This is a genomic window from Aquabacter sp. DMC10 (genome assembly GCF_056314145.1).
In genome coordinates this window covers 327,951-341,504 of record NZ_JBQUYX010000002.1, presented here as the reverse complement: position 1 = coordinate 341,504, position 13,554 = coordinate 327,951, and the positions used below count along the sequence as shown (strand labels likewise).

The 13,554-nt window shown below is 67.2% G+C and carries 11 protein-coding genes; 5 read left to right on the top strand and 6 right to left on the bottom strand.

The genetic code is table 11. The features are described 5' to 3' along the window. Nucleotides 1-10 precede the first annotated feature (10 nt). From ACT54L_RS06350 to fdnG, 3 genes are read right to left on the bottom strand one after another with little or no spacing between them, the layout of a single operon-like run. Entirely contained in the window at nucleotides 11-706 is a 696-nt protein-coding gene (locus ACT54L_RS06350; RefSeq protein ID WP_476084704.1) for a formate dehydrogenase subunit gamma, read from the bottom strand. Beyond that, the gene (fdxH, locus tag ACT54L_RS06345) at nucleotides 703-1,644 is read right to left on the bottom strand and encodes a formate dehydrogenase subunit beta (protein WP_476084703.1); all 942 of its coding nucleotides are present in this window, start codon (nucleotides 1,642-1,644) and stop codon (nucleotides 703-705) included. The genes ACT54L_RS06350 and fdxH overlap by 4 nt, the downstream gene beginning before the upstream one ends. A 14-nt stretch (nucleotides 1,645-1,658) precedes the next feature. Next, nucleotides 1,659-4,745, bottom strand: a complete 3,087-nt coding sequence (fdnG, locus tag ACT54L_RS06340) for a formate dehydrogenase-N subunit alpha (protein WP_476084702.1) — start codon at nucleotides 4,743-4,745, stop codon at nucleotides 1,659-1,661. A gap of 377 nt (nucleotides 4,746-5,122) precedes the next feature. Here fdnG and ACT54L_RS06335 point away from each other — a divergent pair, with 377 nt between their 5' ends. The 5 genes from ACT54L_RS06335 (at nucleotide 5,123) to ACT54L_RS06315 (ending at nucleotide 9,230) form a co-directional block, all read left to right on the top strand. Next, nucleotides 5,123-5,725 carry a TlpA family protein disulfide reductase gene (locus ACT54L_RS06335; RefSeq protein ID WP_476084701.1) on the top strand — a complete coding sequence of 201 codons (603 nt, stop codon included), beginning with the start codon at nucleotides 5,123-5,125 and terminating at the stop codon, nucleotides 5,723-5,725. 93 nt (nucleotides 5,726-5,818) lie between these two features. Beyond that, the gene (locus ACT54L_RS06330) at nucleotides 5,819-6,964 is read left to right on the top strand and encodes a transglutaminase-like domain-containing protein (protein ID WP_476084700.1); all 1,146 of its coding nucleotides are present in this window, start codon (nucleotides 5,819-5,821) and stop codon (nucleotides 6,962-6,964) included. A gap of 65 nt (nucleotides 6,965-7,029) precedes the next feature. Next, nucleotides 7,030-8,097 (top strand): selenide, water dikinase SelD, encoded by a 1,068-nt coding sequence (selD, locus tag ACT54L_RS06325; protein WP_476084699.1) that lies wholly within the window; start codon nucleotides 7,030-7,032, stop codon nucleotides 8,095-8,097. Nucleotides 8,098-8,325: 228 nt separating this feature from the next. Beyond that, nucleotides 8,326-8,727, top strand: a complete 402-nt coding sequence (locus tag ACT54L_RS06320; RefSeq protein ID WP_476084698.1) for a hypothetical protein — start codon at nucleotides 8,326-8,328, stop codon at nucleotides 8,725-8,727. Between the two features lie 62 nt (nucleotides 8,728-8,789). Continuing rightward, nucleotides 8,790-9,230 (top strand): acetyltransferase, encoded by a 441-nt coding sequence (locus tag ACT54L_RS06315; RefSeq protein WP_476084697.1) that lies wholly within the window; start codon nucleotides 8,790-8,792, stop codon nucleotides 9,228-9,230. A gap of 49 nt (nucleotides 9,231-9,279) precedes the next feature. Here ACT54L_RS06315 and ACT54L_RS06310 read toward each other — a convergent pair whose 3' ends face one another. The 3 genes from ACT54L_RS06310 to ACT54L_RS06300 all read right to left on the bottom strand — a co-directional run bounded on the left by ACT54L_RS06310 (nucleotide 9,280) and on the right by ACT54L_RS06300 (nucleotide 13,483). Continuing rightward, nucleotides 9,280-10,824, bottom strand: a complete 1,545-nt coding sequence (locus tag ACT54L_RS06310) for a bifunctional aminoglycoside phosphotransferase/ATP-binding protein (protein ID WP_476084696.1) — start codon at nucleotides 10,822-10,824, stop codon at nucleotides 9,280-9,282. Nucleotides 10,825-10,995: 171 nt separating this feature from the next. Further along, nucleotides 10,996-13,116, bottom strand: a complete 2,121-nt coding sequence (locus ACT54L_RS06305) for an ATP-binding protein (protein WP_476084695.1) — start codon at nucleotides 13,114-13,116, stop codon at nucleotides 10,996-10,998. Then, entirely contained in the window at nucleotides 13,106-13,483 is a 378-nt protein-coding gene (locus ACT54L_RS06300) for a response regulator (protein ID WP_476084694.1), read from the bottom strand. The genes ACT54L_RS06305 and ACT54L_RS06300 overlap by 11 nt, the downstream gene beginning before the upstream one ends. Between the last annotated feature and the right edge of the window lie 71 nt (nucleotides 13,484-13,554).

The following is a 13,554-nucleotide window of genomic DNA, read 5'->3' as shown; positions in this document are numbered from 1 at the left end:
CCGTGAAGGCTCATTCCGCCGGCGAGGGCGGCTTGCCGGCGCGGCGGGTGGAGACCAGCTCGCGCAGCCATTTGCGGTGGTGGCGCCAGGCCCAGCCGCCGGTGACCTGTCCCTTGGTCATGGCGGAGATGGTGCCGCGCACCCAGATGGCCGCATAAACGTGCACGATCCACACGCAGATGATGGCCACCGCCGCCAGCGCATGGACGAGGATGGCGATGCGCTTCTGCTCGATGGTGGTGAAGGCGTAGAAATACTGGTCCCATACCACGAAGCCGCTGGTAATCAGCACGATGATGAGCAGCGACATGCCCCAGAAGACGCCCTTCTGGCCGGCATTATACTTGCCGACTTCCGGGAGGCGCTCCTCATGGCCGGCGATCACGTCGCGGATGCGCGCGAGCCAGGTGCCGTCCTCCCGCTTCCACAGGTTCGCCTTCCAGAAGCGCAGGAAGAGACCGGCGAAGGAGAAGAACAGCACCACGCCGATCCAGGGATGGATGGCGCGGGTCCACTGACCGCCCCCGAAGAGGGCGGTCAGGAAATAGAGCTTGGGCGTGAACAGGGCCATGCCGGACAAGGCCAGCAGGATCAGGCTGATGGCTGTCACCCAATGATTGATCCGGGCGCCCAGCGTGTAGCGGTCCACGGTGACCGGATGGCCCTTGTGGACGCCGTCGCCCTTTTCCAGGTCATAGGCGCTCATGTGCGGTCACTCCCCGTGAGCTTCTCGGCATTCGCCTCGTCCTCCTCGGAGACCCTGTTGGGACCGGCCACCACGTGGTGGACGAAGCCCACCGCCGCGGCGAGGCCGATGGCGGCGAGGCCCACATATTTGGTGACACCCTTCCAGGCTTCCACCAGCGGGCTGATATGCGGGTCCTTGGGCAGGCCCGCATAGATTTGCGGCTGGTCGGCATGCTGGAGCACATACATGACGTGGGTGCCGCCCACGCCGGGGGGATCATAAAGCCCTGCATTGGCATAGCCGCGGGACTTCAGGTCCTTGATGCGCCCGTCCGCCCACTTCTTCATCTCGTCCTTGGTGCCGAACGCGATGGCCTGGGTGGGGCAGGCCTTGGCGCAGGCCGGCCACTGTCCCACCGCCACGCGGTCGGAGCACAAGGTGCATTTGTAGGCCTTGTTATCGACCTTCGAAATGCGCGGGATGTTGAACGGGCACCCCTTCACGCAATAGCCGCAGCCGATGCAGTTCTCGTGGATGAAATCCACGATGCCGTTGGAATATTGCACGATGGCGCCGGGCGCCGGGCAGGCCTTGAGGCAGCCCGGGTCCTCGCAATGCATGCAGCCGTCCTTGCGGATCAGCCATTCCAGATTGTCGGTCTGCGGGTTCACCCATTCGGTGAAGCGCATGAGCGTGAAGGAGTTGGGCGTCAGGTCCGGCGGGTTGGTGTAGCTGCCGTTGAAGGTCCCGATCTCCTCATGGAGATTGTTCCATTCCAGGCAGGCCGCCTGGCAGGCCTTGCAGCCGATGCACTTCGACACGTCGATGAGCTTGGCCACTTCGGTCTGCCGCGGGGAGGCCGGCGTGATGGTGGACGCCGACTTCCGGATCAGGTCCTTGTCCCCGAACTTGGCCGGGGTCGCGGTGATCGGGGGATTTGGGGCTGGGGGAAACATGGTTCAGTCCTCCCTCATGCCACCGGCCCGGGCGAGGGCTCGATATTGACGCAGAACGCCTTGAATTCCGGCGTCTCGATGTTCGCATCGCCCACGAAGGGCGTGAGCACGTTGGCGGGGAAGCCTTTCTTGGCCGCGCCCACAAACCCCCAATGGATGGGGATGCCCACGATGTGCACCGTCTTGCCGTCCACGGTCAGCGGACGGATGCGCTTGGTCACATAGGCCTTGGCGAAGACCGAGCCCCGCTTCGACCACACGCGCACCCAGGCGGCATTGGCGATGCCCTTCTCCTTCGCCAGCTCCTCCGAGATCTCCACGAAGAATTCCGGCTGCAGGACCGAGTTCACATGGTTGTTCTTGGTCCAGTAGTGGAAGTGCTCCGTGAGGCGGTAGGAGGTCGCCGCATAGGGGAACTCCTTGGACGCCACGTCGGCGAACTGGGCAAAATCGTCCTTGAACACGCGGGCCACCGGATTGCCCCGGACCTTGGGGGCGATGACGTTGGCCACCGGGCTCTCGAACGGCTCGTAATGCACCGGGAACGGACCGTCCCGCATCATGCCCCGGGCGAACAGGCGGGACACGCCTTCCGGGTTCATGATGAAGGGACCCACATCCTGCGGCTTGGCGGTGGGGGCGATGTCCGGCACGTCATATCCGGTCCATTTCGCCCCGTCCCACCACAAGAGCTTTCGGGTGTCGTCCCACGGCTTGCCGTTGATGTCGGCGGAGGCGCGATTGTAGATGATGCGCCGGTTGGCGGGCCAGGCGAACGACCATTTCAGATAGGCGCCGGTGTCGTCGGGATCGGAATTGTCCCGCCGGGCCATCATGTTGCCCGCCTCGGTGAAGCAGCCGGAATAGATCCAGCAACCGCACGCGGTGGAGCCGTCGTCACGCAGCACGCCGAAGCCGGGCACCTGCTTGCCCTTCTCCAGGATCTTCTTGGTGGGGTCGTTCGGATCCATCACGTCCGCGACCACATAGCCGTTCATTTCCTTTGCGAGCTCCTCGGGGGTGGGCTCGTGCGGGTCCTTGTAGGGCCAGTGGAGGTTGACGATGGGATCGGGGAAGGCCCCGCCTTCCTTCTGGTAGAGCGCTTTCACCCGCAGATGGATCTGCGACATGATCCAGACGTCGTTCCTGGCCTCGCCCGGAGGCGTGCCCGCCGCCCAGTGCCATTGCAGCCAGCGGCCGGAATTCACCAGCGCGCCCTCATCCTCCGCAAAGCAGGTGGTGGGCAGCTGGATGACTTCGGTCTGGATCTTGGCCGGGTCCGCGGGATTGTAGACGCCATGGTTCTCCCAGAACCGTGCCGTCTCCGTCTCCAGCGGGTCCATGATGACCAGGAGCTTCAGCTTGGACAGCGCCGAGGCCAGCTTCGCCTTGTTGGGGAACGCCTGCAAGGGATTGAAGCCCTGGCAGAAATAGGCGTTCATCTTGCCCTGGTCCATCAGCTCGAAGGCGCGCAGGATGTCGTAGGCGGGCACGTCGAGCTTGGGCAGGTAGTCGTAGGCGAAGTTGTTTTCCGGCGTTGCCGCCGCACCCCACATGGCCTTCTGGAAACTGACGAAGAACTTCTTGTAGTTCTGCCAGTAACTCATCTGGTTCGGCTGCAACGGCTTGAAGCCGCGCGTCGACATGTAGGTGGCGAAATCGGCTTCCTTCTCCGTCGGCAAGGTCAGATAGCCGGGGATCAGGTTGGACATGAGCCCGATGTCGGTCAGCCCCTGGATGTTGGAGTGACCGCGCAGCGCATTCATGCCGCCGCCGCGCACGCCGATATTGCCCAGGATGAGCTGGAGCATGGCCATGCAGCGGATGTTCTGCGACCCCTTGGAATGCTGGGTCCAGCCGAGCGCGTACATGGAGGTCATCGTCTTGGTGGGCGATGACGTCTCGGCGATCATCTCGCACACCTTCAGGAACTTGTCCTTGGGCGTGCCGGTGATGCGCGAGACCATGTCCGGCGTGTAGATGGACACATGCTGCTTCAGGAGATTCCAGACGCAGCGGGGGTCCTGCAGGGTCGGGTCGGTGAGGGCATAGCCATCCGGTCCCATCTGGTAGTCCCAGGTGGAGCGGTTGTAGTCCCTCTTCTGCTCGTCATAGCCGGTGAACAGGCCGTCCTGATAGGCAAAGCCGTCCTTCACCAGATAGGCGGCGTTGGTGAACGCCTTCACATACTCCCACTGCACCTTGTTGTTCTGGATGCAGTAATTCATCACGCCCAGGAGGAACGCGATGTCGGAGCCTTGACGGATGGGCGCGTAATAGTCCGCCACCGCCGCGGACCGCGTGAAGCGCGGATCGACGACGACGAGCTTGGCGCCACGGGTGGCTTTCGCCTCCGTCACCCATTTAAATCCGCACGGATGCGCTTCGGCGGCATTGCCGCCCATGATGACCACAAGATCCGTGTTCTTGATATCAGTCCACGAATTGGTCATCGCGCCACGGCCAAAAGTTGGGCCCAAACTGGACACCGTGGGGCCGTGTCAAACGCGCGCTTGGTTATCGAATGCCAGAAGTCCGAGGCTGCGCACCACCTTGTAGGTGGCAAACGCGGTCTCATTGGTGGTGGCCGAGGCGGCGAGGAAACCGGTGGTCACCCAGCGGTTCACGGTCACGCCGTCATTGTTCTTGGCGATGAAATTCTTGTCGCGGTCGTCTTTCAGGACCCGCGCGATCTTGTCCAGCGCCACGTCCCAGCTCACGCGCTCGAACTTGTCCGAGCCCGCCTTGCGGATCATCGGATAGTTGAGGCGCGTCTTGGAATGGACGATGTCGAGAAGGGCCGCGCCCTTCGGGCACAAGGTGCCGCGATTGGTCGGATGGTCGACGTCACCCTCGATATGGGTGATTTCGGCCTTCTCGCCCTTCTTCAGGTCGCCCTTGGAAAAGATGAGGATGCCGCAGGCCACCGAGCAATAGGTGCAGGTGTTGCGCACCTCGGTGGTGTTGACGAGCTTGAACGGTCGGATCGCGTCCGCCAGCGCTTCTTCGACGCCGCCGAAGCCGAAGGCTCCAAGCGTCGTCCCCGCGATCCCCGCACCCGCCGTTCGTAAGAACTGGCGCCGCGAGAGCTCCATATTCATCGAAGGTGATCTCCGATAAGCGCCCCCAACGGGGGACATGGCCCAGGGCGACGAGCGCGCCCTGCGTCGGGATTCCGACAGAAAACAAGGCTATTTTGGAATTGGTATCATGTCAAACGGAAGCGGGGCCGCGCGGCCTATGTTTTGCTTTCACTTTGCTTGCAATTTCCTGTGAGTGAAGAAATCGGACTTCATTCCTCTGCGGCACGCTTTGTCATCGGAAGGTGGTTTTTGCGGATGCGAATGTCTTCGTCCGCATTTCATGTATGGATATATTGCGTTGCGGTATGATGCGCCTCCGTATTGACTGGCCGGGGCCTGCGGTTCACATTTCTTCCGTGGACTTTCCAGGTGCTCCCGCGGGTCGGGGCAGACACATGACAGAGCGCACCCTCGACGGGCGCCTGATCCCCTTGGGGCGGCGGGCGTTTCTCCTGCGCGCCCTGGCCATGCCGCTGGCCGCAGGTCTTGCGCCGCTGGCTTTCGCCCGCCCCGCCCGCGCCGCTCCCGTGGACCTCCTGCCCTATGCCGGGCCGACCCCGCCCTCCCTCGTCCTGCCTGTTCTCACCTTGTCCGGCCCTCCGGCGGGGGAGACGCGCACCGTCCCGGATGCGGGGGAGGGGGTGCTCGTCGTTCACTTCTTCGGCACCTGGTGCGAGCCCTGCCGGGCCGAGCTGCCGGCCTTGTCGCGCCTGGCCACCCGCCGGCCGGCGGTGCGCGTGGTGCTGATCGACGTGGCCGAGCCGGAGGCGCGGGTGCGCCGCTTCTTCGAGGAGGTGGCCCCGCCCGGGCCCATCCTCATGGACCCGGACCGGGCGGCCAGCCGTGCCTTTGGCGTGGAGGTGCTGCCCACCAGCCTCATCTTTGCCGCCGGCCTCCCCCGCCTCCAGGCGGTGGGGGAAGTGGCATGGGACGATCCAAAGGTGGAGGCGCAGCTTTCCGCCCTCGTGCCCGGCGGTGCCGGGAAGAACGGCTCCTGACACTACGGCGCCCGTTCGGCCCCCAGGCGGTGGGGCGGGCGCCCATCCAAGTTCTGGCACTCCAAGTTCTGACACTCCAGGGAAGGACAGGCGATGACCAACAGACGCGACATCCTGAAAGCCGGCCTTGCTTTGGGCGCCGCCGCCGCGCTCCCCGGCGCGGCCTTTGCCCAATCGGCCGCCCAACCGGCCGCCCCCGCGGCGGGCGCGGTCGCACCGAGCCTGTTCGCCCCCAAGGTGGGTCGCTGGCGCAGCTACCAGATCGTCACCTCGGTGGAGATCCTCAAACCCGAAGGCCAGGTTCAGGTCTGGCTGCCGGTGGCGTCCTTCACCAATCCCGATTGGTTCAAGCCGGGCGAGAACACCTGGACCACCAACGCCACCGCCGCCAAGCTGGTGCGCGACCCCGCGTCGGGCGCCGACATGCTGCACCTCGTCTTCGCCGAGGGCGAGAAGGCGCCCAAGGTGGAATTGACCTCCAAGGCCACCACCCGCGACTGGGCGGTGGACCTCACCACCCCCGGCACGCCCTCGCCGCTCTCCGCCGACGAGCGCCAGCGCAACACCGCCGCGACCGACCTCATCCCCACCGGCGGCATCGTCAAGGAGACCTCCGACAAGATCGTCGGCACCCGAAGCGGGGATCTCGAAAAGGTCCGCGCCATCTTCGAGTGGATCGTGGACAACACCTATCGCAACGCGGCCACCCGTGGCTGCGGCATCGGCGACATCGCCGCCATGCTGAAGAGCGGGGACCTGGGCGGCAAGTGCGCGGACCTCAACGCTCTGTTCGTCGGCCTGGTGCGGGCGCAGGGCATTCCGGCCCGTGACGTCTATGGCCTGCGCGTGGTGCCCTCGCAGTTCGGCTATAAGAGCCTTGGCGCCAATTCGGACATCGTCACCAAGGCCCAGCATTGCCGCGCCGAGGTGCATTTGTCGCAATTCGGCTGGGTGCCCATGGACCCGGCGGATGTGCGCAAGGTGGTGCTGGAGGAGCCCCCGGGCAAGCTGGCGCTGGACGATCCCAAGGTCGTGGCTGCCCGCAAGGGCCTGTTCGGTGCCTGGGAAGGCAATTGGTTCGCCTACAACACCGCCCACGACGTGGTGCTGCCGGGCCACAAGGGCGCGCACCTGCCCTTCCTCATGTATCCGCAGGCGGTGACCGCGCTGGGAATGCTGGATTGCCTCGACCCGGACAGCTTCCGCTATTCCATCCGCGCCGCCGAGATCACGGCCTGATGCCCCACGGGCGGGCCGCCCCCCGGCCCGCCCGCCTTTCTTGCGAAACGAGATCCGTGCCCGACATGTCCACGCCCGTTCTGTCCCCCTCCGAACCCGCCGTCCGCCTCACCTCGCTCGCCCATGGCGGGGGCTGCGGCTGCAAGCTTGCCCCCTCCGTGCTCCAGGAGCTGCTGGCCGGCGCGCCGGTGGCGGGCCCCTTCGAGCGCCTGCTGGTGGGCACCGAGACCGGCGACGATGCCGCCGTCTGGCACTTGGAGGGCGAGACCTGCGTGGTGGCCACCACCGACTTCTTCATGCCCATGGTGGATGACCCCGACCATTTCGGCCGCATCGCCGCCACCAATGCCATTTCCGACGTCTATGCCATGGGCGGCACGCCCTTGATGGCGCTGGCCATTCTCGGCATGCCACTGGGCAAGATCGACACGGCAACCGTGCGCGCCATCCTTCAGGGCGGGGCTGCCAAATGCGCCGAGGCCGGCATCCCGGTGGCGGGCGGCCATTCCATCGACAGCCCCGAGCCCATCTATGGCCTCGCCGTCATCGGCACGGTGAAGCGGGCCGACATCCGCCGCAATGCGGACGCCAAGGCAGGCGATGCGCTCATTCTCACCAAGGGCATCGGGGTGGGCGTCTATTCCGCCGCCTTCAAGAAGGATGCGCTCTCCTCCGACGCCTATGACGAGTTCATCGCCTCCACCACCCTTCTCAACACCGTGGGCGCCCGCCTCGCCAAGGACCCGGCCGTCCATGCGGTCACCGACGTGACCGGCTTCGGCATTGCCGGCCATGCGCTGGAAGTGGCGCGGGGCTCGAAGGTCGCCATCCGGCTGGACTGGTCCTCCGTGCCGCTGCTGTCCCATGCGGAGGCGCTGGTGCGCCAGGGCTTCGTGACCGGCGCCTCCGGGCGCAACTGGGCGAGCTATGGCAGCGAGGTGCATCTGCCGGCCGGCTTCGACGACTGGCGGCGCAATCTCCTCACCGATCCCCAGACCTCCGGCGGCCTTCTCGTCTCCTGCGAGCCGGAAGCGGCGGACCGGCTGGTGGCGGAGATCACCGCCGCCGGCTATCCGCTGGCCCGGCGCATCGGCACGGTGGAGGCGGGCACGCCGGGGCTGACGGTGGCCTGACACGCTCCCCCTTTTGCGGCACGGGCACCTCTCCGCCGGGCCAGGGAGAGGGCAACGGGGCGGCATCGCGACTTGGCATCCGCCCCAGCGGGCCGTGCTTTCGCGTCGGCCCGCGCTCGGTCTGTGCAGCGGGACCTGCTGCACCGGAACTTAGGACACGGGAGCTTGGTACATCGGAACTTGGCGGTTCATGCGGGCGTTGGGGGCGAAACCATGAGGGAGATCGCCATGCTGCCCCCGCGCCCGCTTTTCGCCCGCCCGCTTTTCGCCCGCCCGCCTTTCGCCCGTCCGCCTTTCGCCCGTCCCTTGCGCCTGTTGTCCGTGGGCGCCGGCGTGTTCCTGCTCTGCTCCGGCGCCGCTTTCGCCCAGACGGGCGGCCCCACGCCCGGCCCCGCCTCCGGCCGCACCGATTGCAGCATGCCGCCCCATTCCTCGGCCACCCCGCCCGACCAGGGGGCGGGCTCCGGCACCGCGCCGGGCAGCGCCGGTTCCACCGCCTGGACCGGCGGCACGGGCGGCTCCCACATCGGCACCACGCCCCATGCGCCCACCCCCGGCTCGCCCACCAGCCAGCCCGAAGTGGTTCAGGGCGTCGACCCCAAGGCCGCCCCCTCTCAGGGCAATTGCTGACGCCGGGCGAGGCGCGACGCGTCCGCTTTCGGCGGCGGGCCAAGCCGATTAGGGTGCCGGGCATGATCGAGATCCGACTTTCCCGCCCGGACGAGGGGGACCGTGCCGTCGAAATCTGGCGAGCCGCCGTCGACGCCACCCATGATTTCCTGGCCCCCGAAGACCGCCGCGCGCTTGATGCGCTGGTGTGCGGGTTCCTGCCCCATGCCCCGCTGTGGCTGGCGGTGGACGCGGATGACGTGCCGCAGGCCTTCATGCTGATCGATGGCGCGCATATGGAGGCGCTGTTCGTGCATCCGGCCCGCAGGGGAACGGGGATGGGCGCGGCCCTGGTGCGGCATGGCCTTCAGCTTCATCCCCGCCTGACCACCGACGTCAATGTGCAGAACCATCAGGCCGTCGGCTTCTATGAGCGCATGGGCTTCCGGCGCATTGGCCATTCCGCCACCGATGGACAAGGGCGCCCCTATCCGCTCCTCCACCTGGAATATGCCGGCGCCTGACGCGCCGCCCACCCTGGAGGCGCGCGCGGAAGCGCCCGTCCAAAAGACTCTAAGCGCCCGCCGTCACCCGGAGGGCCCGTTCAAGCAGCCCGTCGCGGTCGCCGCTGCTGTCGAGCCGATGCCAATCCAGGGGGCCGGTCTCATAGCCGGCCTGGGTGCGGACCACGGCGGCATTGGCGTCGCTGGCATCATCGCGCCGCGCCTCCACTCGCTCCACCAGATCCTGAACCGGCGCCTCCAGCCAGAGGCCGGTGAAATCCGCGCCGGTGGTCGTCGCCACGTCCCGCGCCGCCGCCCGCTCCCCCGCGCGGGCATGGACCGCATCGAGGATGGCGCTGTGGCCCGCCGCAAGGGCAAGGCCGGCGCGGCGCCGGATCACCGCATAGACCGCCTCCGACGTGCCCGGCCCATAGGCCGCTGCCGGCAGGCGATCGGTCTCGGCCACCCCGGCCAGGGCCTTGCGGGTGATGTCTGAGCGCAGGATCACCGCGCCAGGCGACCGCCCCAGATGGGGCGCCAGTGCTGCGGACAAGGTGCTCTTGCCGGTGCCGGAGAGGCCGCCCACGGCCACCAGGCGCACGGGTGAAGGGGCAAGGAACTCCTGCGCCGCCTGGAATTGCCGCCGGATGCGCGCCCGCGCCCCGTCCTGCTCGTCTGCCGGCAGATGACCGAGCCCGGCCGCCTCCACCTTGGCGCGAATGGCGGCGCGCAGGCTCAGGAACAAGGGCAGCAGCGCCAGGCCTTCATAATGGGCATCGTCATCGAGCGCCCACAGATAGCGGTTCAGCACCCCGTTCGCCGGCCCGTGCAGGCCACGCTCCCACAGATCCATCAGCAGGAAGGCGAAGTCATAGAGCAGGTCGCAGGTGGCGAGGTCGTCGTTGAACTCGATGGCGTCGAAGAGGGTGGGCACGCCCTCCAGCAGCACGATGTTGCGCAAATGGAGGTCGCCATGGCAGCGGCGCACGAAGCCGGCGCGGGCGCGCGCCGCAAGGAGGCCCGCGCCTTGCTCCAGCGCGTGCGTGGTGGCCGCCTCCAGGGCTGCGGCCTCCGCCGACGGGAACAGGGCGGGATCGGCGCGGAAATCGTCCGCATTCTGCTGGGCGATGCGGGCGAGGTGGGTGGCGCAGGGAAAGTCCGCCCGCACCTCCGCCCGCCCATGGGCTGCGGCCACGGTGGTGGCGAGGCGGGCGCACAGGGCGTCGGAGAGGCCGTCCCGCGCCACCTTGTCGAGCGTTGCCCCCTCGTCGAAGCGGCGCATGCGCACCGCATAGTCCACCGGCTCTCCGGGGCCACCGAGGGCAAGGCCGGCCGGCCCGCGCGTGATGGCCACCACGTCGAGATAAAGGCCGGGGGCATTGGCGCCGTTGAGGGTGACTTCCTTCTCGCAGGCTGCCTTGCGCCGCGCGAGGGTGGAAAAATCCATGAAGGGAAAGGCCACCGCCCGCTTCACCTTGTAGGCAAATGGCCCGGCCAGGAACACCACCGCCCCGTGGGTGTCGATACGGCGCACGGGCTCGGCAAGGCCATGGGTCGCCGGATCGGCCAGGAGGCGGAAGACGGGGCCCTGATCCTCCACCACGCGATCGTCCATCGGGCTTCTCCGGGTTTGCGGCCTCCGCCGGGCCGTCCCACGGCGGCCGGCGGGCGCCGCACCATGCCCGATGGGGGATGCGCGCGCCGTTGACGGCGGTCAAGGGGGCGCGTGGAAGGTCAACATGCCACGGCCCGGCCGGGTTTCAGGGGGCGGCGACCGACGCGCCGGTCAGGAGCCGGCCGGCTCCCGTTCCCCCTCGCCGGCGGCTGGTGGCGTCTCGCCCGGCCGCACCTTCAGGCCCGGCAGTCGCAAGGTGAAGATGGCGCCCTCCTTGCCGTTGGCCAGGGAGAGCGTGCCGCCATGGTCGCGGGCGATGCCAAAGCTCACGGAAAGGCCGAGTCCGGTGCCCTTGCCCGGCGGCTTGGTGGTGAAAAAGGGCTGGAACACCTTGTCGATGATGGGCTCGGGCACGCCGCCGGCATTGTCGGCCACATCGATGCGCACGGTGGGCGGCAGCAAGGTGGCGGTGTCCTCCAATCGGAGGGTGACCTCGATGCGGCCGTGAAACTCCTCGCCCATGGACTTGCGCCGATCGTGAATGGCGTCGCGGGCGTTCTGGAGCAGGTTGATGAGCACCTGTTCCAGCTGGTCCTGCCGGCACAGCACCTGGGTGAGGCCGGGGGCGGCGGTGATGATGACGGCGATATTGTCGAGCCGCAGCTGGGCGCCGACCACCTGAAGCGCGCCGTCGATGGCGTCCACCGGGTCGGACGGCTCGAAGCTCTCCGAGCTCTTGCGGCCGAAAATGCGCATATGGTCGATGATCCGGCTCATGCGCACCGTCTGCTGGATGATGCGGTTGAGCTTGGATTCCATGTGCGTGGGCGGCATGCCGCGGTTGAGCCCGTTCAGCGCATTGGTGGCGGCCAGCCGGATCACGCCCAGCGGCTGGTTGATCTCATGGGCAAGGCCGGTGGCCACCTCGCCGAGCGAGGCGAGCTTGGACATCTGGTAGAGCTTGTTTTCCTCCATGCGCTTGGAGGTCTGGTCCACGGCGAAGACCACCAGGTCCTTGCCATTGCCTGCCGGCCCGTCCTCCAGTGCCGCCAGGGGCGCCGAGACCAGCTGCACTTCCCGCTTCACCTCGCCATCGGTGAGATGAATGGTGCGCACGCGCGGGGCCTTTAGGCCGCGGACGGAGACCTGGAACGTCTCGCTCTGCACATATTGGCCCACAAGGTCGGCCAGGTCGTCCGAAGTCTCCCCGCCGATGCGCGCGGCGTGGGTGCCGGAGACGTGCAGCACGCTGATGCCGGGCACCCGGCTGATGGCCTCCAGCATATGGGCTTCCCACTGGCGGGCCAGGGTCTGAACCTGCTGGGTGCGCAGGCGCTGGGTGAGGGTGAGGTAGCGCCCGGCCAGCACGCCAAGGAGGAGCAGGGACAGGCTGAGCCCGCCCGCGGTGCCCCATACGGCATTACGGAAGTCCCGCGTCTGCGCCTCCACATAGGCCTCGTCGAAGGCGACCTCCACCATCAGCGGGTAGCGGTCCGAGCGGATGACATAGCCGATGCGCCGGATGCCATCGATGAGGCTGTATTCGTCATAGGCGCCGCTTTTCCCCGCCAGCGCCTTCTTGAAGGAGGGGCTGGCTGAGACATCATCGCCGAAGGAGGTGAGCGCGGCGGTGCGCGCCCGCACCACGCCGTCGAATCCCACCAGCGCGATCAGCATGTTGTCGTCGAGCCGCAGCCGCTTATAGAAGTCGATGAAGTCGCCGATATTGTAGGAGGCGACAATGACGCCCGCGAACGCCCCGTTGGGATCGGTGAGGGGCCGGGTGAGCTGGATGGTCCATTGCTTGGACACCCGCCCCAGCACCGGCTTCGAGATGAACAGGTGCCCGCCGCCCGAGCCGTTCAGATGCACCTTGATGTGCTCGCGGTCGGACAGATCGATGCGTTCGGGGGAGGGGGCGGCCAGGTTGCTGGCGATGAACAGCCCGTCCTTGTCCACCACGCTCACCTGCACGATGGACTTGGGCACGCTGAACGAGCGGATGGCCTCGTAGATCTGGGTGGGGGTCCAGGACGGGTCGAAATTGGTGGCGAAGTTTTGGAGCAGAGCGTCCACCGGCTCCACCGCCTGCTCGAAGCTGCGCACCAGGAGGATGGCGGTCTTGCGGGCGATCTGCTCGGTGTCGCGGATCTGCGATTCCTTGTCGAGGCCGTAGAGGATGGCGGCCGCGCTGAAGGGCAGGGATACGGCCAGCAGCAGCAGGACGAAGGACAGAACGCCATTCTTCCTGATGAAGGCGTGAACACGGCTCGCGTGACGGTCAGCGGTCATCGTCCGCCAGCGCCTCCTCGATCGCGCCCTGCAGGTCCTCGAAGCTGAGCGGCTTGGGGAAACAGTGGCGCACGCCCGCGGCCCGGGCCCGGTCGAGATCGGCGGTGGCCGCGTGCCCGGTCATGACCACGAAGGTGAGCGTGCGTCCCGGATAGCGCTTCTTGGCGGTCTCGATCATCACCAGCCCGTCCATGTCGGGCATGCGGATGTCGGAAATCACGACCTTGATCTCGGGATGGGCATCCAGCACGGCGAGCGCGGCGGTGGCGCTGCCGGCGGCGCGGGCGACGACGCCGTTGAAGGCGAAGGCCTCCATCAGTTCGTCCAGAAACTCCGGCTCATCATCGACGATCAGAAGCTCACGCATATCCCACCGCGCCGGCATCCCACTGCCAGCCTCACCACTTTAGGGACGATCGGCCGGCCGCCCCGTCAAGG

What these genes read in the sequence shown, in the direction of transcription:
- ACT54L_RS06350 (WP_476084704.1), bottom strand. Translation starts at nt 706, where the DNA reads ATGAGCGCCTATGACCTGGAAAAGGGCGACGGCGTCCACAAGGGCCAT.
- fdxH (WP_476084703.1), bottom strand. Translation starts at nt 1,644, where the DNA reads ATGTTTCCCCCAGCCCCAAATCCCCCGATCACCGCGACCCCGGCCAAG.
- ACT54L_RS06335 (WP_476084701.1), top strand. Translation starts at nt 5,123, where the DNA reads ATGACAGAGCGCACCCTCGACGGGCGCCTGATCCCCTTGGGGCGGCGG.
- ACT54L_RS06330 (WP_476084700.1), top strand. Translation starts at nt 5,819, where the DNA reads ATGACCAACAGACGCGACATCCTGAAAGCCGGCCTTGCTTTGGGCGCC.
- selD (WP_476084699.1), top strand. Translation starts at nt 7,030, where the DNA reads ATGTCCACGCCCGTTCTGTCCCCCTCCGAACCCGCCGTCCGCCTCACC.
- ACT54L_RS06320 (WP_476084698.1), top strand. Translation starts at nt 8,326, where the DNA reads ATGCTGCCCCCGCGCCCGCTTTTCGCCCGCCCGCTTTTCGCCCGCCCG.
- ACT54L_RS06315 (WP_476084697.1), top strand. Translation starts at nt 8,790, where the DNA reads ATGATCGAGATCCGACTTTCCCGCCCGGACGAGGGGGACCGTGCCGTC.
- ACT54L_RS06310 (WP_476084696.1), bottom strand. Translation starts at nt 10,824, where the DNA reads ATGGACGATCGCGTGGTGGAGGATCAGGGCCCCGTCTTCCGCCTCCTG.
- ACT54L_RS06305 (WP_476084695.1), bottom strand. Translation starts at nt 13,116, where the DNA reads ATGACCGCTGACCGTCACGCGAGCCGTGTTCACGCCTTCATCAGGAAG.
- ACT54L_RS06300 (WP_476084694.1), bottom strand. Translation starts at nt 13,483, where the DNA reads ATGCGTGAGCTTCTGATCGTCGATGATGAGCCGGAGTTTCTGGACGAA.